Origin of the sequence: Myroides marinus (assembly GCF_900109075.1) — a bacterium.
Lineage (GTDB): Bacteria > Bacteroidota > Bacteroidia > Flavobacteriales > Flavobacteriaceae > Flavobacterium > Flavobacterium marinum_A.
The window spans coordinates 17,688-42,325 of record NZ_FNYS01000005.1 but is presented as its reverse complement, the minus strand read 5'-3'; the positions used below and the strand labels follow the sequence as shown (position 1 = coordinate 42,325).

The 24,638-nt window shown below is 34.4% G+C and carries 19 protein-coding genes; 6 read left to right on the top strand and 13 right to left on the bottom strand.

Annotated elements, in window-relative coordinates; translation table 11 throughout:
• Positions 1-92 precede the first annotated feature (92 nt).
• Both secDF and BMX53_RS07105 read left to right on the top strand, forming a co-directional pair.
• The gene (gene secDF, locus BMX53_RS07110; protein WP_038987136.1) at positions 93-3,086 is read left to right on the top strand and encodes a protein translocase subunit SecDF; all 2,994 of its coding nucleotides are present in this window, start codon (positions 93-95) and stop codon (positions 3,084-3,086) included.
• A 106-nt stretch (positions 3,087-3,192) separates the two neighbouring features.
• Complete coding sequence (locus BMX53_RS07105) at positions 3,193-3,678, top strand: GNAT family N-acetyltransferase (protein WP_074745365.1); 486 nt, start codon at positions 3,193-3,195, stop codon at positions 3,676-3,678.
• 47 nt (positions 3,679-3,725) lie between these two features.
• Here the strand turns inward: BMX53_RS07105 and BMX53_RS07100 are convergent, their stop codons facing one another.
• A complete protein-coding gene (locus BMX53_RS07100; protein WP_074745363.1) occupies positions 3,726-5,777 on the bottom strand; it encodes a M48 family metallopeptidase in 2,052 nt (683 codons plus the stop codon).
• A gap of 156 nt (positions 5,778-5,933) precedes the next feature.
• Positions 5,934-8,066: a class I SAM-dependent methyltransferase gene (locus tag BMX53_RS07095; protein WP_074745361.1), complete on the bottom strand. Its 2,133-nt coding sequence runs from the start codon at positions 8,064-8,066 to the stop codon at positions 5,934-5,936.
• A gap of 196 nt (positions 8,067-8,262) precedes the next feature.
• Here BMX53_RS07095 and BMX53_RS07090 point away from each other — a divergent pair, with 196 nt between their 5' ends.
• Both BMX53_RS07090 and BMX53_RS07085 read left to right on the top strand, forming a co-directional pair.
• The gene (locus BMX53_RS07090) at positions 8,263-8,823 is read left to right on the top strand and encodes a hypothetical protein (protein WP_074745359.1); all 561 of its coding nucleotides are present in this window, start codon (positions 8,263-8,265) and stop codon (positions 8,821-8,823) included.
• 27 nt (positions 8,824-8,850) lie between these two features.
• Complete coding sequence (locus BMX53_RS07085) at positions 8,851-9,045, top strand: DUF4177 domain-containing protein (RefSeq protein WP_074745357.1); 195 nt, start codon at positions 8,851-8,853, stop codon at positions 9,043-9,045.
• A gap of 52 nt (positions 9,046-9,097) precedes the next feature.
• Here BMX53_RS07085 and lgt read toward each other — a convergent pair whose 3' ends face one another.
• The 10 genes from lgt to BMX53_RS07035 form a co-directional block, all read right to left on the bottom strand.
• Entirely contained in the window at positions 9,098-10,027 is a 930-nt protein-coding gene (lgt, locus tag BMX53_RS07080) for a prolipoprotein diacylglyceryl transferase (protein ID WP_038987142.1), read from the bottom strand.
• An 86-nt stretch (positions 10,028-10,113) separates the two neighbouring features.
• Positions 10,114-10,338: a membrane protein insertion efficiency factor YidD gene (gene yidD, locus BMX53_RS07075; protein ID WP_063176074.1), complete on the bottom strand. Its 225-nt coding sequence runs from the start codon at positions 10,336-10,338 to the stop codon at positions 10,114-10,116.
• Between the two features lie 53 nt (positions 10,339-10,391).
• Complete coding sequence (cysS, locus tag BMX53_RS07070; RefSeq protein ID WP_074745355.1) at positions 10,392-11,867, bottom strand: cysteine--tRNA ligase; 1,476 nt, start codon at positions 11,865-11,867, stop codon at positions 10,392-10,394.
• Positions 11,868-11,885: 18 nt separating this feature from the next.
• Positions 11,886-12,557: a GTP cyclohydrolase I FolE gene (gene folE / locus BMX53_RS07065; RefSeq protein ID WP_006260891.1), complete on the bottom strand. Its 672-nt coding sequence runs from the start codon at positions 12,555-12,557 to the stop codon at positions 11,886-11,888.
• Between the two features lie 239 nt (positions 12,558-12,796).
• Positions 12,797-13,282 (bottom strand): hypothetical protein, encoded by a 486-nt coding sequence (locus tag BMX53_RS07060; protein ID WP_063176075.1) that lies wholly within the window; start codon positions 13,280-13,282, stop codon positions 12,797-12,799.
• Positions 13,283-13,484: 202 nt separating this feature from the next.
• Positions 13,485-14,615: a cytochrome-c peroxidase gene (locus BMX53_RS07055; protein ID WP_074745353.1), complete on the bottom strand. Its 1,131-nt coding sequence runs from the start codon at positions 14,613-14,615 to the stop codon at positions 13,485-13,487.
• Complete coding sequence (locus tag BMX53_RS07050) at positions 14,615-16,102, bottom strand: DUF6850 family outer membrane beta-barrel protein (RefSeq protein WP_074745351.1); 1,488 nt, start codon at positions 16,100-16,102, stop codon at positions 14,615-14,617. The genes BMX53_RS07055 and BMX53_RS07050 overlap by 1 nt, the downstream gene beginning before the upstream one ends.
• Positions 16,103-16,105: 3 nt before the next feature.
• A complete protein-coding gene (locus tag BMX53_RS07045; protein ID WP_074745349.1) occupies positions 16,106-17,497 on the bottom strand; it encodes a DUF4876 domain-containing protein in 1,392 nt (463 codons plus the stop codon).
• A 6-nt stretch (positions 17,498-17,503) separates the two neighbouring features.
• The gene (locus BMX53_RS07040; protein WP_074745347.1) at positions 17,504-20,233 is read right to left on the bottom strand and encodes a TonB-dependent receptor domain-containing protein; all 2,730 of its coding nucleotides are present in this window, start codon (positions 20,231-20,233) and stop codon (positions 17,504-17,506) included.
• A gap of 595 nt (positions 20,234-20,828) precedes the next feature.
• Positions 20,829-22,004, bottom strand: coding sequence for an MFS transporter (locus tag BMX53_RS07035; RefSeq protein WP_074745345.1), 1,176 nt, complete (start codon positions 22,002-22,004; stop codon positions 20,829-20,831).
• Between the two features lie 155 nt (positions 22,005-22,159).
• Here BMX53_RS07035 and BMX53_RS07030 point away from each other — a divergent pair, with 155 nt between their 5' ends.
• Positions 22,160-23,032, top strand: coding sequence for a helix-turn-helix domain-containing protein (locus BMX53_RS07030; RefSeq protein ID WP_074745343.1), 873 nt, complete (start codon positions 22,160-22,162; stop codon positions 23,030-23,032).
• A 39-nt stretch (positions 23,033-23,071) separates the two neighbouring features.
• On the opposite strand, the gene BMX53_RS07025 is transcribed toward BMX53_RS07030, so the two are convergent.
• Entirely contained in the window at positions 23,072-23,713 is a 642-nt protein-coding gene (locus BMX53_RS07025) for a CatA-like O-acetyltransferase (protein WP_074745341.1), read from the bottom strand.
• Positions 23,714-23,940: 227 nt separating this feature from the next.
• Here BMX53_RS07025 and BMX53_RS07020 point away from each other — a divergent pair, with 227 nt between their 5' ends.
• The gene (locus BMX53_RS07020) at positions 23,941-24,618 is read left to right on the top strand and encodes a DJ-1/PfpI family protein (RefSeq protein WP_074745339.1); all 678 of its coding nucleotides are present in this window, start codon (positions 23,941-23,943) and stop codon (positions 24,616-24,618) included.
• Positions 24,619-24,638: the final 20 nt, after the last annotated feature.

Here is a 24,638-nt window from a genome sequence, read left to right as displayed (position 1 = left end):
GTTGATATTCTTAACGAAAGAATTGGTTAATCATCGTCTATATCATATATTTGCTCGTTTTAAAAAAAGTAAATAATTAATTTTTAGTAATAATGCAAAACAAAGGACTCGTTAAATTTTTTGCAATTATCTTTGCATTGGTAAGTATTTACCAACTGTCATTTACCTTTGTTACCAATCACTATGAGGATAAAGCGAAAGCTTTTGCTGGTGGTGATTCGACAAAAGAATTACAATACCTTGATTCAATTGGTAACCAAACGGTATTTCTAGGACAAACATTCAATGAAGTGAGAGCTAAGCAAATCAATAAAGGATTAGACTTAGAAGGAGGGATTAATGTTACGTTACAGATATCAATCAAAGACATTTTAAAAGGTTTAGCTAATAACTCAAAAAACGCTACTTTCAACAAAGCTTTAGCGGAAGCTGAATCACAAAGACAAGGTAACCAAAGTTACCTAGATGCATTCTACACTGCTTTTGATAAAGAATCAAAAGGAAATGTGAAGTTAGCGTCTGCAGATATTTTTGCAAATAGAAATTTAAGCGAGATTACTGTAGGAATGTCTGATAGCCAAGTAAAAGCTATTTTAGATAAAAAAGTAAAAGAATCTATCGAAAGTGCTTACCGTGTATTTAGAGAGCGTATCGACAAGTTCGGTGTGTCTCAACCAAACATCCAAATGTTAGGTGATACAGGTCGTATCTTAGTTGAGCTTCCAGGAGCAAAAGATGTAGATCGTATTAAAAATTTATTACAAAGTACTGCTCAGTTAGAGTTCTGGGAAACTTATAAAGTAGATGAGATAGGAAACTATATCATGGCTGCTAATGAGTACTTAAAAACTACAGAAAAACAACCTGCTCAAAATGCACAAGCTGCTAAAACTGAAAATAAAGCTAACTCTGATGTAGAAGCTTTATTAGGTACTGTAGCTAAAGACTCAATGGGTAATACTGCTAATAAGGAGTTTAATCCTTTATTAGATTTATTTGCAATGGGTGGACAACAAGGAAGCCCAATCTTAGGATATTTCCAAACTAAAGATACTGTTAAAGTAAATGCTTACTTAAACAGAGCTGATGTACGTAACTTATTACCTGCAGATCAGAAATATGCTCGTTTTGCATGGGGTAAACCAAGTAAAAAAGCTCCAGATTTAGTAGAGTTATATGCTTTAAAAACAAATAGAGAAGGTATTCCTCCTTTAAGTGGAAGTGTAGTTACTAGTGCTCAAGACGAGTATGATCAATTCAGCCGTCCTGTAGTAGGTATGACTATGAGTCCTAAAGGAGCTAAAATTTGGGAAGAGTTAACAGGGAAAGCTTATACTGAAAATTCAAATATTGCTATTGTATTAGATAATATTGTTTATTCTGCACCAGGTGTAACTAGTGGACCTATCTCAGGTGGTAGATCTTCAATCTCTGGAGATTTTACAGTTGCTGATGCAAAAGACTTAGCTAATATCTTACGTGCTGGTAAATTACCTGCAGGTGCTGATATTGTTCAATCAGAAATCGTAGGACCATCATTAGGACAACAAGCTATCGATGCTGGTATGTTATCTGCTGTTGCTGGTTTAATTATCGTTGCTGCTTGGATGGCATTCTACTATGGTAGAGCTGGATGGTATGCTAACGTAGCTTTATTAGCTAACTTATTATTCTTATTCGGAATTTTAGCTAGTTTAGGTGCTGTATTAACTTTACCTGGTATTGCTGGTATCGTGTTAACTATGGGTACTGCTGTGGATGCGAATATTATTATTTCTGAGCGAGCAAAAGAGTGTTTGCGTAAAGGAATGAACTTAGCTGATACAATTAAAGAATCTTATAGCTGGCATGGAGCGATGCGTCCTATTGTTGATGCTAACGTTACTCACATATTAACAGGGGTTATCCTATTTGCTTTTGGTTCAGGACCAATCAAAGGATTTGCTACTACATTGTTAATTGGTATTGCTACTTCATTATTTACTTCAATCTTTATCGCTCGTATCTTTATGGATAGAGACGTTAAAGCTGGTAGATCATTAGCATTCTGTACTGGTATCACTAAAAACTGGTTTACTAACTTCCATTTTGACTTCTTAAAAGTTAAGAAATTTACTTACGGATTATCTTTAATCATTGTAGTTGTTTCTTTTGCTTCTTTCTTTGTTAATGGATTTGACCAAGGAACTGACTTCGTAGGAGGTAGAACATTCCAAGTTAAATTTGACAAAGAAGTTACTGCTAATGAAGTAAGTGATAAATTAGGAGAAGTATTTGGAGTTAATGTTGAAGCTAAAGTATTTGGTAACAAACAACAGTTGAAATTAACTACTAAATATAAAGTAGAAGAAGAAGGAGCTGCAGTTGACCAAGAAGTTAATGAAAAATTATACGAAGGGTTAAAAGGATACTATTCTTCACCAATGACTTACGAGCAATTTGTAAATGCTACTGAAGGTAAAACGTTAGGAGTTATTCAAGCGTCTAAAGTAGGTCCAAGTATGGCGAAAGACGTTAAGCAAAATGCTTATTGGGCTGTATTAGGTTCTATGGCTGCTATCTTTGTATACTTAGTGATTTCATTCAGAAAATGGCAATATTCATTAGGAGCTATCGTATCTGTTGCACACGACGTTATTTTCGTATTAGGTATTTACTCATTGACTTATAAGTTTATGCCTTGGCATATGGAGATTGATCAGCACTTTATCGCTGCAATCTTGACAGTTATTGGATACTCTATGAATGATACCGTAATTGTTTTTGACCGTGTACGTGAGTATATCGCTGGTAAAACAAAAGGTGATTTTAACAAAATCGTTAATGACTCAGTAAATACTACATTATCTAGAACTATCAATACTTCGCTTACTTTAATCTTAGTATTATTAATCATGTTCGTATTTGGAGGTGATTCAATTAGAGGATTTATCTTTGCGATGTTAATTGGTATTATTGTAGGTACTTACTCTTCATTATTCTTAGCTACTCCAGTATTAGTGGATACAATGCCAAGAAAAGATAAAGAAGAAATTGAAAGAAGACATAAAGAAGCTCAAGAAGAGCTTATCGCTGAAAAAGCATAATTGTTTTCAAAAAAATATACAGAAAAGCCACTCTATTTAGAGTGGCTTTTTTTATGCTTGATTGATAAAGGTTTTTTATTTTAGAGAAGTTATTAGAAGATATGTTATGATTAGTATAGATAAAGTTCAGTTAGATGAGAAACAAGTTTTGCGCAATCTAATGCAATTGTACAAGTATGATTTTACAGAATATGATCCTGAAGATTTAGATTTAATGGGATTATATGATTATCCATATTTAGATTATTATTTTGTAGAGAGTGATCGTTATGCTTATTTTATTCGTTTTAATGGCGTTTTAGCAGGTTTTGCACTTGTAAGGTATGCAGAGTTAGAGTTGACTAAAGAAACTGTATTAGAGCTTGTAGAATTCTTTGTGTTAAAGAAGTATAGAAGAGAAGGGATAGGAAGTTATGCTGCAAGAGATATTATATCTAAACATAGTGGTAAATGGAAAATAGGAGTGATTAGTTCTAATGATCCTGCTTTAAGTTTCTGGCGAAAAATCATTCACACTAAGGTAGGAGTGAGTCATGAAGAGATTAAAGAGAATAGTTGGGACGGTACTATTTTAGTATTTGAAACTAAATAAGAAAGGCTATACTTCTAATTTATTTAGAAGTATAGCCCTTGAATATATTATTGTTCTTGTAGTAAAGTTATTTGATAATCTAGTACTTGTTTCTTTAGATAGAAAAAATGCTTTATTGTAAGTAGCGTATAGTTATCTAGACAGATGTTTAATGCAGTAAATCCTTCTTCATTGTATCTATCACCATATAAAAATGTTTTAATGTTGTCTAGCTGATCTAAGTATTTTGACATGTCGATAGTAATATCTTTTTGATTGTGATCCAATTCAAAGAGAGCTTTCATCTCGGAGATAAAAGGTATAAGAGCTCTACTCAATTGATTTGTTATATTACGGACTGTATCTAAGTCAATACCATCTCTTAGGCCACTAAGATTGTATACTATATTTTGGTACAATTCCATTCTTTTGTCATATAAACTATCCTCACTAAAGAAATCCTCATAATATCTTTTTAAAAGGGGCTCTTTGTTCTGAATACTTTCTAATTGAAGAAAGTATTGATACACTTTTATATCGTGTAGTTTTAACTGTTCCTCTAATTCTTTTCGATCAGTAGCTAATTTATCGCTAAGCTGACTGAACTGATTTCTTTTGTATTTCTCTTGATTATAGTGTAGATATTTAAGTTCTTTATTGTTGTTTAGGACATCATTAAGTGTACCTTGGTCGTCGTGTAGCCCAGCTAGTTGTAAAGACATTTCTATCGATTTTTTATCATAGATTTCATCTTTGCTTACTTTTTTATTTAGGTGTAAAGCATCATTAAGATCAAATATTTTAGGATTGTTGTAATCGTAATAATGTTTGTAATATTTGTGGAAAGTATTGTCTCTTTTATATTGTTGATAGTGTTGTTTAAAGTCTTCTAATGTTGTCGTTAGTTGAGTTTTATTATCAAGTGCATCTTCAAATAACTTATTTGTAAGCATTTTTTGTGTTTGATTAATATCTTTAAATAGGGTATTGGCAAGAGTTTCATCTTCTTCAACTTCAAGTAAGAATAATGACTTTAATCTATCTATGCGTTGTAATGTACTTGGATGTGTATTCCAATGGTCATTGAACTCTATTTTAGAACGCTTAAATCTATCAATATCTCCTTCTTTAACAATAGGTAAAGTTCCCATAAAGTCATTAGAATTCTCTTTTGCTAGCTCTGTTAATATATAGCTCTGTTCTGTAAATAAGTTACTGCTTTTAGTCTGTTCTTTTATATGGTTAACATAGATATTAATAGCTGTATTAAAGGCTTTATCAGCTAATTCTATTCGATATAGAGAGGTTTCTAGTGGTTTATATCCTACTAATGTAGCCGCCACTTCATCAGCGTGATATTCCATTTGCTTAGATAGAGCCAAGTAATTCTTGTTTACTACTTTATAGAGTATACGTAATACCCATTGTATCGCCTTGATTGCAAACTCCATAAAATACATAAGTATAGTGATGTAACCATGAGTACTAGCTACTTTAGCCATATATTTATTGTATGAATCATTATCATAAAGCATATTAAAAATCATGTGATTTACATTGCTAACATAACTACCAGCTTTCATACTTCTTTGAGAAAAGTGCCCAAACTCATGTGCAATAATAGCTTTTAATTCTAAGCGTGTATATGTGTTGATAAGTCCCATACCTATCATCAGATTTTTTCGTACAGGGTAGAACATGCTTAAGAATGTGGAGTCATAGAATACAGCAGCATTGACCTCTGTAGTTAAAAATATCTTTTTAGGGAAGTCCACATTTATATCCAGAACAATCTCTTGAATAAACGCAAATAACTCAGGTTCTTCTTGCTCTGTAATTTCGATTAAGTGTGATCGATCGTGTTTATTTGGTTTGAAAATAAACTTAATTAAGAAGAATAGTAGAGCACCAGCAAAACCAATAATAAATAATGCGAGAGCTCCTGTATATAAGTTAGCTTTACTACTAATAATAGCTTTTGCAGCTTTTAATGAAAGAGTAAATCCATATATAGCTAATGATAAAATAGCCAAGTAAAAAACTAAGAATACTACAATACTTATGATTGCTTTTGTGGCGCTATTTTTAAAGTCTTTTGATACTTCTACAGCTTGATTCATATTTAATTAGGTAGTTTAAACTACTAAATTAACATTTTTTTTAACAATGTTTTCTATGTTATCGAGTGTATTGTTGTGTTTTTAAACTTTTGTGAGGTGCTTTTCAAAATATTAGCAGCTATGGAGAGTAGCTGCTAATGTATGAGTATTTTAAATCTAAGAAAGACTGTGTTTTAATCGGCACAAAGTGATGAGTAAATGAGCATCTTCTATCTTTTCTAAGTTGTTGTATAAATCATCTATGTCTACCCATCTTAGTGTAGGAGTCGGTTGATCTAATGATATCAAGTATGGATATACTTGTTCAGATGTAATTCCTACACTAGGGAAGTACTTTTCTCCTAGTTTAGAGAAGTTTAATACACAACTATTTCCTATTTTCAATGAAGTAATATACTGTTCTAAATCGTAATAGTTAGTGACTTCTTTATTTAATCTATAAGCAGGTACAGTTAATATAGAACTATTGTCAGTAAATAATTGAGGTACAGGTAAACTTCTTAGTTCAAGACCTAAATAAACTTTGTTTTTCTGTTTAAACAAAGGAAGAACCACTAGAGTATTCGTACTATATTTAGCTGGATAAGTATACTCTAAAATAGCCTGACTATTATCTATTCCTATTTCAGAGAATATAGCTCTACTTGTTTTTAAAAAGCCTGATGACACCTCACTAGTCGTATAATCTGAGGATTGAATTAGCAATAACTCTTCTAGAGAACTACTTATAATCTCTGAAGTATTAGGTATCTCGATTTTAGCTCCAAGCCATTTAGGTAGAGGGATATTAAGCTTAAAGAATAAATTATAAATATTAACCTCTAGTCTAGCTTCTACTAAAGCACCTGTCTGTGCTGTATTTAATAATTGAGCAGTATCGTACTGATGTAAATACCCAGAATCTTTAAAGCCAGAGTATCCTTCAGATAGCGGTGTATTTAGTTGTACTTCTTTGTTGAGTTGCACATACATGGAAGTTACCTTTTCATTAATTCCTCCTGGAGAAGTATAATACTGTAATGAATGTGAACTAGTAGAGTAGTCAGAAGCTTGTATATTAAAACGTTTTTCTATATCTGAAGCGATATCTACTGTCTCTGCTAGAGCTAACCCTTCTGGAATATAACCACTATAGCTCTTGCCATCTATCACAGGGCTACTAGTATTGACATTAGCTAATGGACGAGGATATCCATGCTTAGCCACTATCTTTAGGCCATTATCATCCAATTTATATGGGATGACATCAATTACCTTGTTTGGACGTTTGACAACATCGTATATTCTATCCGTTTTGATATTCTTAAATGAAGCGTATTCTAAAAATGGTCTATTACTTTTAGGTAAATGTCTAGTGAGTTGTAGTTGTTTTGCACCAGATACTTTCTCTCCAGCTATTAAGTAATTAGTAGGAGGGAATCCTATTTCCTGTCCATTAAGGTCATATATGACAAACTCATTCTTATATCGATTATTAATAATCCATTGATTGTAGATTGGTGTAGATAGAATGATGCGCAAACCTAACTCTTTAAAAAGAGCTTCGAACTCATGTTGAGTAAAATATCCATACTCTTCTTGTAATTCTATATCCCAATTTGCGTAATAATCTTTGCGACGTATGAACTCCACTACATCTGTATAATGTGCCTGAAAACGTCTAGTAGTGGCTTTATTAGAAGGTAATTCCTCTATTGGAAAACCTCTCTCTACAGCTAATGACCTAGCGGTTTGGGCAAATTGTATAAATAGAACACTATCACTTGGACGTGTATTTTTTGACACTGTAGAAAGCTCTATGATTACCTCTTTTTCTTCTACTTTGACAAAGTCTCTTATCACTAATACACCTTTATCCTTAAGTAATTCTACTTGTCTACGCAGTGTATTGATGGCTCTGTTGTTGTCATAATCGTTATAAGAAGTGATGTGATGTATAGCCGAGCAGTTAAAGAAACCACTTACAGAATTCTCTTTAAAAGTTAATAGCTTCTCTCCATCATCTTCTCTAAATGATAGATTGGGAAGTTGATATGTTTCATTAGCAATATCCACCATCTTTGGATTGATATCTACACCTATAATATCGAGTTGAGGAAATAGTTGAGCCAGAATAGTAGTACTAGTCCCTGAGGCCATACCTACATCTACCAGTATATTTCCCTGTTTCGGTTCAAAGAATACACTCGCCGAGGCCACCTTTTCGATAGCTATTGCATCCATAGCTTCTAGATACTGTTGGTAATCTTTTTTGTCACCTCTATCTTGAGTGGTATATTTGGTTTGCATCTTTTTATATCGTTTAATGTTAGAAATGTAATACTTTTATGCCAAATTGTTTCTATTTAAGATTGTCTATTTTGGAAGTATAAGGAAGGAGATTTTATAAGAAGAAGTGGAGTAGAGAGTGTGAAGGGATATTTCATAAAGAAGAATGGTATGTAAGAAAATATATACCTTTTGAATTATTAGTAAGTGACTAATTATGTTTAAATATAAAGTTGTTTTAATACCACTTAGTATTGGTGTTTTATTCGTTATGGGAAGATTTTTACCAACTAATTCACCATTACTTAGAGGTGTTTTTGTATTGATTGTTTTGTTTGCTAGTGTATATGGTCTGTATTATCTATTAAAGAACAGTATCAGTTTAGAAAATAAAGACCAGATCATTATAGTAGACAAAACCGGAGAAGGTGGTGAGACACACAGTTTTAAAAAAATAACATCTAAGCCTAATATGTTTAAAAGTGCAGTTAGTGATGTCGATTTGTATTTTAATGAACAAGAACTTTGTGTAGTAGATTCAAGTGGTACACAAACCATCTTTCCTATAAGTACAATTACAGAATTAAAACGAACAGATGTTAGAATTAATAATAGCAATGTTTGGAGGATTGTTATAAAAGAAGATAACAAAGAGATAACCTTTAAGTTTACACATAATGTTCGCTTTTGGAATAAAAACTTTGTAGATTTTCACGAGTTCTTGTCTAGTTTAAATCCAGAGGTAGTTAAGACAAAGTGGAACTACTTAAGAATGTAAAAACCTAATTAACCAATTATAACAATTATGAAAAAGTTTGAATACAAAGCGATACAACTAAAACCAACTAGTTTATGGAGTTTTAATGTAAGTGATCAAGATGTAGAAGAAGTCCTAAACAAGTATGGACAGGAGGGATGGGAGTTAGTATCTATTATAGATGTCAACTCAGCAGGAGCTACTACAGGTTACCTTGTGTCGTTTAAACGAGAGATAGTATAAAATGAAAAGAGCGAATCAACTGATTCGCTCTTTTTATATGATATATCGAGTATTAAGCCTCGTATTTTTTGTTTTTAGCAGTTGCCCATAAATAGATACCTATGATGATAAAAGGTATACTTAACCATTGCCCTGTTGATAAATAACCTAGAGTTTCTTCAAAACCTCCTTGACTATCTTTAACATATTCCACTACGAAACGCACTGCCCACAGTAGAACTAAGAATACCCCAAAGATATAACCTAACTTTTTACGAGCATCTGTCTTCCAATACATATAGTAAACAATCAAGAATACGATAAGGTATCCGAATGCCTCATATAACTGTGTTGGGTGTTTAGGGGCTACTATTGCTAATGCTTCAGCAAACTGAGGATTAGTCTGTATCGCATCATACGCTTGGTTATAATCATTAAGACCTGTAATTTCCATTGCTTGTCTTGGAGTAAACTTATCTCTGATAAAGCGAATGCCAAAAGCACTAGCAGTTTCGTGACCTACAATCTCTGAGTTAAAGAAATTACCAAAACGAACGAACATACCACCAATAGCTACTGGTATCGTAATTCTATCCAGTATCCAAAGTACAGGTTTTTGAACAATCTTTTTGCTGTAGAAGTACATAACCGTGATAATCGCAATAGCAGCACCATGACTCGCTAATCCACTAAAACCAACAATCTCAAACTTAGGAGTAAAACGAACAGGAGATATAATCTCGAATAAGTGATCCTTATAATATGCCCAGTCATAAAAGAATACGTGTCCTAGACGTGCACCTACTAGAGTAGCTAGTACAGTATAGATAAATAACTTATCTAATTTCTCTACACTTTCTCCCTCGCGATCATATATCTTTTTCATTAAAAACCACCCTAAACCGAATGCTATAACGAACATTAGACTGTAATATCTCAGTTTAATAAATCCTAAATCAATACCCTCTGACGGGTTCCAAATCATACTTAATGAATGTATCATAGTTTGTCATACTGTTAGATGATAAATGTATGAAAATATCTTTATTCTCAAAAGGGAATCTGTCAACCATTCTTGATTCCTCATTATTACGGAACTGGATCATATCCTTTTCCTCCCCATGGTCCACAACTAGCTATTCGTTTTATAGCCATCCATCCGCCTTTGAACAGGCCATGCTTTCTCAATGCATCTAATGTGTATTGGGAGCAAGTAGGGCTGTATCTACACGCTGGTGGGAAAAAAGGGGATATACATAGTTGATAAAAGCGAACTAGTATTACAAACGGGAAGATTAATATTTTTTTGATCATAATAGCGTGTAATAAGAAAAAGCTATAAGAGTTACCTTATAGCTTTTTTTGTATTATAATGTGAAGGAAGTACCTTCTTTACCATCTTTTAATTGAATACCGATTTTAGCTAGTTCATCTCTGATGTGATCAGACATTGCGAAATCTTTATTCGCTCTAGCCTCGTTGCGCATACCGATAAGCATATTTACTACACCTTCTAGTTTTTCGTTATTAGCGCTCACACCATCGCTATCCTCTAGACCTAATACATCGAATACGAATGCATTTAAGCTAGTCGTTAAGTTCTCTAAGTCAGCTGCTGTGATCGTTTCTTTATTATCCTTAATAAGGTTGATAAACTTCACTGCTTCGAATAGATTAGCGATTAAGATAGGACTGTTAAAGTCATCATTCATAGCGTCGTAGCAAGATTGTTTCCACTTTGCTACGTCTACAGAAGAGTTACTAGAAGTTTTAAGCTCTTTTAAAGACTTAATAGTCTCCATTAATCTCATATATCCCCTTTCAGAAGCTAAGATAGCATCGTCAGAGAAGTCTAGTATACTTCTATAATGCGCCTGTAAGATAAAGAAACGAGCTACAGTAGGAGCAAATCCTTTGCTTAGAATCGTATTCTCTCCTGAGAACAACTCATCTGGCAAGATATTGTTACCTGTTGACTTAGCCATTTTTTTACCATTTAATGTAAGCATATTCGCATGCATCCAGTAGTTCACAGGAGAGTTACCTGTAGAAGCTTCATTTTGCGCGATTTCACACTCGTGGTGAGGGAATTTTAAATCCATACCACCTCCGTGTATGTCAAAGTGCTTACCTAGATACTTCGTGCTCATCGCTGTACACTCTAAGTGCCATCCAGGGAAACCGTCTCCCCATGGAGAAGGCCATCTCATGATATGTTGAGGTTCAGCATTTTTCCACAGAGCGAAGTCTAGTGGGCTACGTTTATCAGATTGTCCATCTAATTCACGAGTATTAGAGATCATATCTTCTATCTTACGACCACTCAAGATACCATATCGGTGATCCTTGTTGTATTTCTCTACATCGAAGTACACAGAACCATTCACTTCATAAGCATATCCATTAGCGATAATGGATTGGATAATCTCTATCTGCTCGATGATATGTCCAGTAGCCGTAGGTTCAATGCTAGGAGGTAAGTTATTGAACTGTTTTAGAATATTGTGGAAGTTCAGTGTATATTTCTGAACGATTTCCATCGGCTCTATTTGTTCAATACGTGCTCTCTTAGCGATTTTGTCTTCTCCTTCATCCACATCGTCTACCATATGTCCTACGTCAGTGATATTACGCACATAACGCACAGCGTATCCCAAGTGTTTTAAATAGCGATATACCAAGTCAAAAGATATAAAAGTACGACAGTTTCCAAGGTGTACATAGCTGTAAACCGTTGGTCCACATACGTACATACCTACTTTACCCTCATGGATAGGTTTGAAAACTTCTTTTTCTCCACTTAAGGAGTTGTACATTTTTAGTTGTTGTTCTTGATATAACATAAATTTAAATTATAGTGATTAGAATTTAGTTTCTAATTGGATATAGTTTAAGAACTCTTTACGAACGTTCTCATCTTGGAATTTTCCTCCGAACTCAGCAGTTACAGTGCTACTCTCGATATCGCGGATACCTCTAGAGTTTACACATAAGTGCTTTGCATCGATGATACACGCTACATCTTCTGTATTTAATACACGTTTTAACTCATTTACGATTTGGATCGTTAGACGTTCCTGTACCTGAGGTCTTTTAGCATAAAAGTCAACGATACGGTTCATCTTAGATAGACCTACTACAGTACCATTAGAGATATAAGCTACGTGAGCTCTACCTACAATAGGCAATAAGTGGTGTTCACAAGTAGAATAAACAACGATGTTTTTTTCTACTAGCATTTCGTTGTATTTATATTTATTGTCAAATGTAGATGCACTAGGTTTTTTCGATGGGTTAAGCCCTCCAAACATTTCTTTTACGAACATCTTAGCTACACGGTTAGGTGTACCTTTAAGGCTATCATCTGTAAGATCAAGACCTAAAGTGTTCAAAATGTTTTCTACATCTTTCTTTATCAATTCTATTTTTTCGTCATCTGTGCGGTCAAATGCATCACTTCTAAGTGGAGTTGCATCACTAGATGCGATGTGGTTATCTCCCATTTCGTCGTGAAACTTTTCGTCTGTATTCATTCTATTTCTTTTTAATACATATTGTTATAACTCGCTACAAATATAAATAATAATTATAGATAAACTCCGACACTTATTTATAAATAATCTAGGTCTAAGACGAAGAATTAGTTAAAGTTTTTATCTTCTTTGGTGTAATTGATATAGATAAGAGACTTAAAAAAATATGTTGTTTTTATCTATAAACATTTATTCTCTTAAAAACTAAAAAAGCGATTGGTTTTACCAATCGCTTTATATTATTTCTTTACAGTTTCTTTTAGTTTAGGAGCTTCTTTTGATTTAGTTATTTCCTTAGATTTGGCTACATCGTGGTTTTTATTCCACTTACTAGGATCTTCTTTAATATCTAGGTAGTAGTCAAATAACATTTTGGTAAGTTCTACTTCAACTCGCTTACCTACGAAGTGCTTATTCGTAGTGAAGTATCCATACATTACTCCATCTTTCTTCACTATAGGAGGGTTGTCTGCATGGATATTCCAAGGAGAATAGCTGCTTGTCTGATCTCCAAAAATACCATACTTATTCCAAATAGATTTTTGGCTGTATAGATTTCCGTAGTTGCCATAGCTATTCCATATCGAATTAGCATCTTTAGCATCACAGTTTAGGCAGCCTAGGTATTCTTCTTTACCGTCATTAGTGTACAGTTCTAGCTTCTGAGCAAAGGTATTTGCACTAAATAAAATAAAAAATAGTATGTAAGTGAAGTGTATTTTCATCTGTTTTTGTGTTTGGACGCAAATTACGAAAAATTTCAAAATAAGAAATGTCAAATTTCAGCAATGTGCTTAAATATAGCTTAAAGTATAATGTTAATTTTGACGAATGGTGTTTGTCCTTTAGTTGTGATTTTGTCTTTGTTATCTTCTTTTTGACTAAGGTAAACATTCCTCCTTGTTCATTCTTCCTTCTTTTCTCTCTCTACTTCGGCAGCTTTGGTTTTTCGATTAACATCGGTTCAGAAGATAAAGATTCTAAGAAGGCTATGATAGCGCGTTGTTCTTCTTTGGTCAGTCCTAATCTTTTGATCAATGGAGAAGTGATAGGGAATAGGGTATCGTGTTTATACTCTTCTCTTCGAAAAGGAGTATTCATTCCTGCGTTATACATACCGATGACACTCTCTATATTAGGGAAAATGCCTTGGTGAAACCACGGTCCTGTGTGTAATACATTGCGCAGTCCTGGCGTTTTCATTTTACCGACATCAGCTGCCTTATGGGTAACGTTATATCGGCCTAGGTCTTCTCTCTTTCTCTTATAAAAGGTAAACCCTTCATTGTGGTACTGTAGATCGGTGAAGTAAGGGCCACTGTGGCAATTAATACATCTGGCTTTGGTTCGAAATAGGTGTAATCCGTGTACTTGCTGATCAGTTAGCTGGGTATAATCCCCCTGCATAAAGGCATCAAATGGAGTAGGATTAGAAACAATGGTCTTCTGAAATAAGGCGATGGCATCTAGTATTCTGTCTTTAGTGACAGTGCTATTGCCATAGGCTTTTTTGAAGTGTTTCTTATACCCCTTAATGGCAGTGATCTTAGCAGGGAGTTCGTCAATGTCTTGAAACATTTCGATGTGATTTTCGATAGACATCATCTGTTGTTCCTGTAGGCTATTGGCTCTACCATCCCAGAAAAGCTCTCGCTGTATCCAGACGTTCTCTATACTCGGGGTATTGCGCGTGCCTACTAGTCCCTGGTGTCCTACGGCTAAGCTCTGCTTATCTGCCCAGTGGGCTGTATCAATATGACAGGTAGAGCAAGAGATCTGATTAGAAGAGGATAGGCGAGGGTCATAAAACAACATCTTGCCCAAGGCAGCAATAGGTTGCTCTTTCTCTGTTAGTACTAGTGGTGATAGTATAGCTCCTAGCTCTGTAAATACAGCTGTACTGTCTAAGGTAGGAGCTGGCCATAGGGCACTAGGACGCTGATAGTCGCGACGTAGGTCTTCTATGGATTGGTATTCAGAATAAGTGTGATCTAATCTGTGAAAACTTAAAAATAATAGGGTAATTAGTAGTATAGCAAGGTAGATAGCCCTGTTCATTATAGGTATAATTTTAAACTTAGATTAAGGCTACTTCTGTCTAATCCGTCAGACTGAAGGTAGTGACCAGAAATAGCGAAATATAGACTGTATTGGTTTAACCAGGTTTTGTTTCCATAACCGACCTCACCTTGTACTCCTAAAGCATTGTTGTTGTTATACTGATGATTAGGTATAATTACTTGGTCTGTGAAGTTGGTGTGTTGAGTCTCTGGAATGGTCAAATCATTGACTAGTTTAACTCTATATAAAGGAGTGACATTGACTTGGTAAAAATGATCTTTTTTATCCCAGATGGTGTTGATAATTACTTTGTTTAACAATTGCTTTTCATTGCTATAAACGCCTATGGCATAGTCTCGACGTACTGTAGAGTACAGGGTGTGGTCTAGCCCTAGCTGTACATCGGTGTCTCTAAATAGCATAGAAAACGAGGCTAATAGTTGGGCATTGGCATTGTAGTGATCTACTTTATAATTAAGTCCTTCTATCTGTCTTAGATTCTTGCCATCGTAGTTGTTATACTTGACGCTTAACTGATATTGACGGTGGTCAGTAGGGGTATAAGTCAGCATACTCTGTAGGGTAAGCTGTTTGTTCTTAAATCTATTGTAGACATCAAAGCTCTGTTTGTACTTATTTAGTTCTGAGTTTTCGTCGTACGAGCTTATCTTGGCTAATGTCGCTACTTCTAGTTGATTACCTGTATATTGATGAGCTAGGGTATAGGTGTTCTCCTTAGCCTTGCGGTCTAACAATAGGTTCTGGTCACTTAGTACAATATCTCCATATCCTAAACTGATATTAAGAAAGCGGTCTTTGTATTTGTTACTGCTCTTGTATTCATTGTTCTTATACATGATGTTGTTCTCTTCTGTAACCTTGCCATAAGTGGCTCTAAGCCCAATAGAGTGCTTGTCTAATTGCCAGGCAATATCTCCTTTATAGCGAATGAAGTAGTTAATTACGTCAGGTCTAGGGTCATTGTTACCCGTAGTCCAGTTGTAATCAAAGTCAATACCAAAGCCGACAAATAGTTTCTTGTTAACTAGTTCATAGCTAAACATGGTATTGGCAAAATATTGCTGATTCTGAAAGTTATTGGGATGGTTCGCATAGAAGTAAAAGGGATTAAAGATGTCTTTCTTTCCTCTTAAATCATTGGCAAGTTTGTTCTCAAAAGTCTTGGCATAGCTAAAGTTACCATAGGCTTTAAACTTATAGATGTCAGCGAATCCCTCTGCTGAGAATTTAAAGTCATTACTGTTCTCTGCCTCTTGACTTTTTTTGTACTCGCCAGAGGTTTTAGTGTAATCTATAGCTAGGCGACCGTACTCTTGTGTCTGTTGATTGAGAAACAAGATATGCTCAGGAACATAGGTGCGCTTATTTTTCTGAATTAACCAAAGGTCTAAATGCTCAGAATGGCTCTGAGCATTTAGCATTTGGGTGAAAAATAGAATTATAAAGATATATAATGCTTTCATGGATTAATTAGTGAAAGAGTCATCCCCTTTTGATACAACTGGTTTTTCTAGAACTACGAAGTCTTCTGTAGAGTTATCTGTGTCTTGTAACACACGGCGTCCATTGCTTAGTTTATATCTCGTTTTTCTCAATAGAGATTGGCTAGAGTATGTACCATTAGGAGCGTATGCACTACCTCTATCTACTGATTCAGGTACTTTACGCGGTGCTACACGGCTATCTGTAGAGTGTCTTACCTGTACTCCGTCAATGATGTACTCTACTGGTATTCTCACACACTGTGTAGAGTCGTTTTTCTTAGGTGCTTTAACTGTTGGAAATGATTCTACAACGATGTCTTTAGGTAGTTGTATTAATAGTATTCCGTCATCTGTAGCGAAGCGCATAGCTAAATCGCTCTGTTGTGCTTTGATAACTTTCATCTTCGCTGTACCAAGTGTGTTTAGGTTATAACGGTATTTGGCTTGTGTGATATCTATACCGTATTCTCTCTGTAAGTAGTCAAGGATGTAAACGTCAAAGTCAGCTTTACTTAAATCAACAGTTTTATTAGGATCTACGAATTCTGATGGTTTACCTATAATAAAGTTTTTAGTGTGATCAATAGCTGTAGAAGCAATAATCATACTCTTACCTGCCTCGATAGGGTACTGTGTACCTGTACCTGGGAATTGCAATACTTTTTTGGCATAGACATAGTCTTTGTTTAAATCTCCTTTTCCGCTGTTTTCGGCTGCTTTAGTCCAGTCGTATTGGCGAGAAGGAAGGTAGCTTATATCGTCTGGTCCTGTAGCTTGGCTATTCGTCGTGTTGTGTAACATAGCTAATACAATACCATCTACATATAAAGTTTCTTCACTGTTGTTATAAATCTCAAGGAATTGGTCCCTATATCCAGAACCATCTTGAAGATTTGAACCAGCATAGAATATTTGCTTAAAGATTAGGCCAGACTGACTCGCTTTATTCATCTTTAGTACAATCTTGATATCTTCTGCATTAGCTACAGTTAGGTTGTCTATATTCGCGGTGAAGGTAATGTTGTCTTCTTCGATCTTTTCTTCCTTGCTGTTAGATGAGTCAATCAGTTGGTTATACGCCTGCTTAGTCATGGTAAGTTTGGCTATGATATTATAACTTCCTACTCTTAAATTGGCAGCAGCAATCCCTTGTTTATCTAGGGTTACGGTATTTTTATTTCCATTGGCTCTATTGGTAAATTCAATAGAAGTTCCTTCTAATGGGATAGTCAGGTTAGTATTCTCTTGTGAAACTTCAGCGACGAACTTGACATTTAAGGTATTGGCAAAATCGCTAGAGTTGTCGTCTTTACTACAGCTCGTTGTAAAAACGGTGCAGATAAAGACAATGGCTAAAAGTAAAGTATTTCTCATTGTGGGTTAAAATTTAATTGATATTGATCCTGTGATACTGAATGGAGCATTATAGTTGATTATAGATCTAGTTCCATCAGATAGTTTTTTCTCTTTGTTTATTCTGATATTAAAGAAGTTATAGGTGTTGATCCCTATTCTTATGTTTTTTCGTATTTCTTTAGTGGCGTTTAGGTTGATTACATAGAATGTCGGTTGTTCATAGTTGCTCCCTGCAGTAGAGATGGTCTGTTTAATATCCTCGGGAAGTTCTACTTTAATCGGTTGCATAGCGATATCTAGGTATTCATTAGCATATTTCTGCTCTGTATTAAAGCTCTTTCTAAACCAGAATATATCACTGTTCATCGTTACGATAAATCCAATCTTAGGGATGTGATAGGTCAATCTCAACTTACTCATCAACGAAAGGGACTTGGTCTTATTAGGGTAAAACACTGTGTAATACACGCCGTAGTCCTGTTTATAGCTCTCTTCTGTGACTTCGTTATACGTTGGGTTTTGATCGTAATATTCGCTGTACGAAAGACTATTAGACAGAGATAAATACATGTTTAGAGGTTTTATCTTCTGTGTAGAAACTGTCCAGTCAAAACCAAAAGACTTAGAGCGTACACTATTTGTCATGCGTCTGATACTGTAATTAGTCAAAGTCTTAAAGTTACCTGTAGCTTCATACTGTATAGGCTTTCCTTTTTCGGGTGTTCCGACTACTTTGTATTCAGGTACGTCGATAGGGAAGTACTCTTGCTTAACACCAAAACCGTCTTTGTTATCTTTAAAGTATCCAAAGAAACTATTGGATAAAAATTTGTTGTTAAACGTATATCCTAGCTCAAACTGTGATGAAGTAGAGGGTTTAAGATGATTGTTATCTGATTCTATTTTAACTGTTTTGACTAGGTATAAACTATTGGCAATATTAGAATCGTCAAAATAGTTTAACAATGGGAAGTCTAACCAGATAGGAGCGGGGTAGCGGTGGGCTAGTGACGGAGCCTTAGTAGAAATACCATATCCGATGGTAAATCTGCTGTTAGGAGATACCTGGTAGGCTACGTTTATTCTGGGTTGGTAGCTCACTTTTCCGTTCTGTACGTCCATGCGGAAACCTATGTTTCCATCTAGTGGTTTGCTAAACAGATAAGACTTAAAGTTATCCATCACATATATACCATAGTTTACTTGACCTTCATTTCTTCTAAAGTCATAAGGACGTTCGTTTTGATTGCTGTTCTGAAACCAACGAGGTTGGTCTGCTTTATAGATAGTTCCTTTTCCTAAGTTGTCGTGATAGTTGACAGACATTCCTGCAGTAATCAGGTGTTCAAACTTGTTTCCAAAGGCATCAGACGAGATATTTAATGTAGATCCTAAGCTAATAGGTCTCCCTTGTATCTCTTCGACAGCGATGTATCGACCATCTACATAATACCCTTCATAGACTCCTGTGGTGTCTTTATTAGCGATAGGAAAAGGACCTTTATTAATGCGTTCTTGGTTATAAGTATTACTTATTCCATAAGAACCGTTGATGTTTAGATTTAGTGATTTGATTATCCTAGACTTGAATTGAATGCTAGTTCTGTTAGACCATCTAAAGAATTCATCCGTAGCTTTAAGTTTGCGGCTCTGCTGGTCATCTGGATCTTCGCGTACACCGTCTAATCGCTTGCTGAAGCTTAAGCTAAGGTTATTCTTAATGCGTGGGCTAAATGATTTAGTCCACAAGATGCTTTGACTGATGCGATTGTACTCTTTGATATTATCTCTTGGATCGTTATTACTCTTCGAATAGTTCATCGATAGGTTTAGAGCTCCCCATTTATTAGGAAGTCCAAATCCCTTAGACAAACTGTAAGACGTAGCTCCTCTATTGATGTTAGTAGTAAAGCTATAAGGTGTTTTACCTGCCTGTTTATTGATGATAATTGCACCGTCTGTAAGTTCTCCATATTTGGCAGAGGCTACCCCTTGTACTACTTCTATGCTTTCGATGTTCTCTACAGGGATTTCACGTAAATCAACTCCCTGGTAGGTAAGGTTAGCGATGCTTCCAGTATTAGACGAATTGATTAGTCCAAACTGATTTAAACTTCTAGTTTGCATATTAGCATCATTGGAAATAGTTACATCATCTACGATAATGGCTACTCCAAAAGAGTTGTTCATTTGCTGTAGTGTACCTCCAGTCATCTTGTCAAAACTTGCACCTCTTAGGTTAATGGTTTGCGCTGTATTTAGATTAGGAGCTACAGTAGCGTGTCCTGGAAGGGTATTAAGTACGTCTTTTAAACTAAAAGCTTGAGCTTCGCTAATCTTCTCTTTGTCAATGACAATGGCAGAGTTAGATCCTGACTGTGCTTTATGTATGGGAGAAGTAATGTTGATCTCTTCTAATGTAATGGATAGATCCACTAATAAGAAGTAGTGGTTGTATGTATTATAAGTCTTTAAATCTGTGATAAATAACGACTTTTTGTTTGCGTAGTTTATGCTAAAAGCTTCAAACTCCCTTTTGGTAGTAAAAGAGAACTGGCCTTTGCTATTGGTGTAGTATACTTCATTGTTATCAAGTATGACAGATGCAAATTCAAGAGGGTGATTTTCTGAATCTACTACAGTGCCTTTGAAGGTTTTATGACTCTGGGCGACACTGTTTCCTGCTAGTAAGAGAAGAAATATGTAAATAAAGTTATGTGAGAGCAACTTTACTACATGAGAGATAGTATTCATTATTTGGACTTAATTTAAATAGTGATGCAAATGTATATAATATCTCAATATTTAAAATTTAGTTAAAAATAGCTATCTCTTTTATTTGTTTAAATTGTTGTAAATTAGATTGATGTGTTTTGTTAACGTTATTGTTAGATGTGCGTGTTTTGAATTAAGTGTTAATTATATTAATTCTAAATAGACTTATATTATTTAGAATAATTCTAATATTGTGATTTAAGTATTGAAAAATTCACAAAAATGAGAAGTACTTGTCTTTTTGTGTCATTATGGGTGGTTTTTGTAGTTTTTTGTAGTTCAGTATGGGAGTGAAATAAGCTTTTTTTGTGGTTTTGTTTTCTTCTGTTACCTGTTTTATTCGTTATCAGCATACCAATAAATTGCGTCATCCTATATTTGTAAGATTAACTTTTGATTTATAGAATGACGCGATCTAGATAAAAAGTGTGTTGTATATTGAGTAATATAGATAGGGTAGAAAGCTGGATAGTTTCATCTATACATTGACGCACAGAATGTATGTAATGAAGTAGATAACTCTGCTACTAGTTACCTAAAATTATTCCTCTCAATTTGCAGTAGATAAAGAAGATTAGTTCTCTTTTAATATTCGTAAGCGACTTGCCATGATTACCATAATAATTCCGAATAGGGCAAATAAGAAATAAGAATATCTTAGGTCAAATACTTCTGCTATAAAACCAATCACTGGTGGGCCTATTAAGAAACCAAAGAAGGAAATGGTAGAGACTAATGTTAGAGCAACACTTGCGCTAACTTTATTGTGCTTTCCTGCAACCCCATATATAGTCGGAACACTACATGAACCACCTAGTCCTACCATCATAAAAGCGAGTGTACATACGACTAGTGAAGGAAAGAATACTGATATGATCAACCCTGTACTCATCAGTGTACCACAGATCTGTATGACGCGCTGTCTACCTAAGCGGACAATTAAATAGTCGCCTAAAAAACGACCAATAGCCATCATCAAGATAAAAGAAGTATAACCGATAATGACTAATTGTTCTGGGGCTTTCACAATCTCTTGAAAGTATACACCACTCCAATCAAACATAGCTCCTTCAATAGCCATACTTAAGAACCCGATTATTCCCAATAAGACTAATGTTTTGTCTAGGTGTTTAAAGATTGACTCTTTGACTTGAGAAGTTGGTGTTATAGGAGAAGTTGTGATTAAAGAAGGAATATTTATTCCCCATAGTAAAACAATGATAACTGCTATAATGGAGAAGTGGGTAAATGTAGTAAGGTTCAAATTTAAGATTAGTAGCCCTATCAATGCACCGACAAAACCTGATATACTCCACGCTCCGTGGAAGGATGACATCATCGGTTTATGCATTAATGATTCTAGTTCCACTCCTTGCGTATTGATAGAAATATTGCATAGATTACCTGCTATGCCAAAGAAGAAAAGACTAATGGCTAGTTGTGTGTAAGATGTTGATAGTCCTATAATCAATAGAATCAATGGATAAAGTAAGAAGCCATATTTGACAATGCTTTTACTGCCGTATTTGTCAACTAGTTTTGCTGTAATGGGCATAGTACTGATCTGTCCAATAGGCATTAAAAGAAGTAATGTACCTAGCTCAGCTTCTGATATATTGAGCTGAGTTTTTATGGAGGGTATTCTACTTGCCCATGAGGATAGTATTAATCCATGTGAAAAAAAGAAGAGTGATACAGCTAGCCTTATTCTGTTGTATTGTTTTTTGGATTGTGTTGTTGTTGGAGTCATTGTGATGTTTATTTATTGGGCGAAATTAGAAGATTGAGTAGAGTAAAGGATATGCTATTTTAAGTGATTTATGTGCCATTTTAAGTATTCGATAAACAAAGCTTTTAATTTAACAGAAGCTCTGATTTTCGTTTTATACTTTTACAAGAAAAAAGATGTTAGAGCTTCTACAGATATCAGATTTACAAAAAATGTATGGGATAGAATATCCTATACAGATGGATGGTTTGGTTATTTTAGATAGTAAGTCTGTGGATTTAAAGATGTTTCTAGAGCAAAAGTATCAATATAGAGGATTGATATTTGTGTTTTGTAATCAGGGTACATTGCGTATGAAGATTAATCATAAAGAGCATACTGCTTTACAGGGAGCAACTTTAATTATATTACCAGAGATGAATGTAGAGCCGGTAGAGTGGAGTGATGATTTTATGGCAGAGATCTTTATTATGTCCTATGACTTTATAGAGAAGTACACTATTTTATCTGAGTTTATCAATAATTCAGAGGTATTGAACTCTCTACTTATCTATCCCGTAGATCAGGATAAACAGGTAATAGGAGAGTTAGTAGATCTGATAAAAAAGTACTATCAAGAGGCTAAGAATTTACTTCTTGAACAAATGATACAGTACCTTGTTTTTTCACTGATTACAGCAGTAGCAATGTCTTATCTATCTCTATCTAAGAAGGAGAATTTACAGAAGACTCGTATTAATGATGTGACGGATTCTTTCTTAGAGTTAGTGAATAAGCATGGGCATGTAGAACGCAATGTTTCTTTCTATGCGGAACAATTGCATCTAACAGCTCAGCATTTAAGTATTCTGATAAAGAAGAGAACAGGTAAGTCTGTTAAGTCTTGGATTGGGTTTATCGTTATTAATAAGGCAAAAGAGTACCTTATGACAACTTCTTTATCTGTTAAGCAGATTAGCGATAAACTAGAGTTTACGGATTCTTCACAATTCTGTCGCTATTTTAAGCGTTATATAGGACAGACTCCTAATGAGTATAGAAAACGATAATACTTCAAAAACATAGAATTATGCCTTTGAAGTATTTTATTATAGTTCTGATATACTGTTACAATACTCTTGTAAACTATTCAATAATTTAGATATATGTAATCCATCACATGTTGCATGGTGTACTTGTATTGAGATAGGCATTAGAACTTCATCTTTATTTACAGTGTACTTACCTAGTGTAAAAATAGGAGCAAAGTAATCTCCAAAACCTGGTACATTTAGGTTAAATCCATCAAAACTTACCCATGGAATCATTGAGATGTGAAAAATATTCTCTATTCCAGTTTGAGGAGACATAGCATAATTACCTTTATATTTTTCTTGTACTCGGTCATACTCCTTTAAAAAAACCTTTAAATTATCAGTGTACATCGAGCATAATTCAGAGAACGTCTCTGTTTCTGTATGCATGATAGTATAAGCAGGGTTAACAGTATCCCATTCAATTAATTCGTTATCTTTCATCGCTAGTTTAAACTCTTGGTGTTTATTTACAGCTTTACTGATTAGATAAATAATAGTTGGATAAAATTTATATCCATGTTCTTTTATAAAAGGGATAACTTGACTGATGTCTATTTTAGTTGTTAAGCTAAATCCGCACCTTAGCTGATCTTTAAAGTGATAGAAGTGTTCTTTTCTATTCCAATTCTCTATGTCAAATTTCTGATAGTTCATTTTATTGTATAATTAATTCATTGAGCAAAAGTACATATATAAGGAGGCTTTACACTTTATATTTTTATGAATGAACAGTAAATAGTTTTGAATAGACACCATTTAATACTGAACTTAATTGAGCTTATTAGTATTTATAGTAGTATTGAAAGTCAATACATTCTAACGAAATAACAAAACAGATAGTTTAGAGCACTGTCTTAATTTTGAAATATAAAACAAACAATATGAAATTAAGAATTAATTTAACTTGGGTATTTTGCCTATTGACAACAATGATGTTTGCACAAGAAAAGATAAAAATAGGGATCTTCGTTTATCCTGAAATGGAACTGCAGGATTTTGCAGGTCCTACAGATGTTTTTGTTAAGGCTAATCGTTTTACAGATGATCAGTATGAATTATTATTATTTTCTCAAGAAGGTAAATTAATAGAAACAGAGAAGAATACTGTGACTATTCTGCCTAAGTACAGTTTTAAGACTTTGCCTGAAGTTGATATTATATTAGTACCAGGAACTCCGATAGAAGTGGCTATGACATTATCTAAGAATGAGGAAATTATAAGATTTTTAAAAAAACAAAAACAAAAGGGAACCACAATGACTTCAGTATGTACAGGAGCTTATTTCTTAGCTAATGCAGGTTTATTAGATGGACATAAGTTTACGACTCATTATTTAGATGCAGTGAGTTTAGGGAATGCTTTACCTCTAGCAGAAGTTGTATTAAATGTACGTTTTGTAGATAGTGGTCAAGTTTTGACAGCTTCAGGGATTACTTCAGGTATAGATTTAGCACTATATATGGTTGAGAAATATAGTGGTAAAGATATTCAAGAGAAAATATCTAAAATCATGCAATACGATTACCACATAGAACAACAATGGCCAGAAAGTATATAGTTAGTTTTAGGAGATGATTA

What these genes read in the sequence shown, in the direction of transcription:
- secDF (WP_038987136.1), top strand. Translation starts at nt 93, where the DNA reads ATGCAAAACAAAGGACTCGTTAAATTTTTTGCAATTATCTTTGCATTG.
- BMX53_RS07105 (WP_074745365.1), top strand. Translation starts at nt 3,193, where the DNA reads ATGATTAGTATAGATAAAGTTCAGTTAGATGAGAAACAAGTTTTGCGC.
- BMX53_RS07100 (WP_074745363.1), bottom strand. Translation starts at nt 5,777, where the DNA reads ATGAATCAAGCTGTAGAAGTATCAAAAGACTTTAAAAATAGCGCCACA.
- BMX53_RS07095 (WP_074745361.1), bottom strand. Translation starts at nt 8,066, where the DNA reads ATGCAAACCAAATATACCACTCAAGATAGAGGTGACAAAAAAGATTAC.
- BMX53_RS07090 (WP_074745359.1), top strand. Translation starts at nt 8,263, where the DNA reads ATGTTTAAATATAAAGTTGTTTTAATACCACTTAGTATTGGTGTTTTA.
- BMX53_RS07085 (WP_074745357.1), top strand. Translation starts at nt 8,851, where the DNA reads ATGAAAAAGTTTGAATACAAAGCGATACAACTAAAACCAACTAGTTTA.
- lgt (WP_038987142.1), bottom strand. Translation starts at nt 10,027, where the DNA reads ATGATACATTCATTAAGTATGATTTGGAACCCGTCAGAGGGTATTGAT.
- yidD (WP_063176074.1), bottom strand. Translation starts at nt 10,338, where the DNA reads ATGATCAAAAAAATATTAATCTTCCCGTTTGTAATACTAGTTCGCTTT.
- cysS (WP_074745355.1), bottom strand. Translation starts at nt 11,867, where the DNA reads ATGTTATATCAAGAACAACAACTAAAAATGTACAACTCCTTAAGTGGA.
- folE (WP_006260891.1), bottom strand. Translation starts at nt 12,557, where the DNA reads ATGAATACAGACGAAAAGTTTCACGACGAAATGGGAGATAACCACATC.
- BMX53_RS07060 (WP_063176075.1), bottom strand. Translation starts at nt 13,282, where the DNA reads ATGAAAATACACTTCACTTACATACTATTTTTTATTTTATTTAGTGCA.
- BMX53_RS07055 (WP_074745353.1), bottom strand. Translation starts at nt 14,615, where the DNA reads ATGAACAGGGCTATCTACCTTGCTATACTACTAATTACCCTATTATTT.
- BMX53_RS07050 (WP_074745351.1), bottom strand. Translation starts at nt 16,102, where the DNA reads ATGAAAGCATTATATATCTTTATAATTCTATTTTTCACCCAAATGCTA.
- BMX53_RS07045 (WP_074745349.1), bottom strand. Translation starts at nt 17,497, where the DNA reads ATGAGAAATACTTTACTTTTAGCCATTGTCTTTATCTGCACCGTTTTT.
- BMX53_RS07040 (WP_074745347.1), bottom strand. Translation starts at nt 20,233, where the DNA reads ATGAATACTATCTCTCATGTAGTAAAGTTGCTCTCACATAACTTTATT.
- BMX53_RS07035 (WP_074745345.1), bottom strand. Translation starts at nt 22,004, where the DNA reads ATGACTCCAACAACAACACAATCCAAAAAACAATACAACAGAATAAGG.
- BMX53_RS07030 (WP_074745343.1), top strand. Translation starts at nt 22,160, where the DNA reads ATGTTAGAGCTTCTACAGATATCAGATTTACAAAAAATGTATGGGATA.
- BMX53_RS07025 (WP_074745341.1), bottom strand. Translation starts at nt 23,713, where the DNA reads ATGAACTATCAGAAATTTGACATAGAGAATTGGAATAGAAAAGAACAC.
- BMX53_RS07020 (WP_074745339.1), top strand. Translation starts at nt 23,941, where the DNA reads ATGAAATTAAGAATTAATTTAACTTGGGTATTTTGCCTATTGACAACA.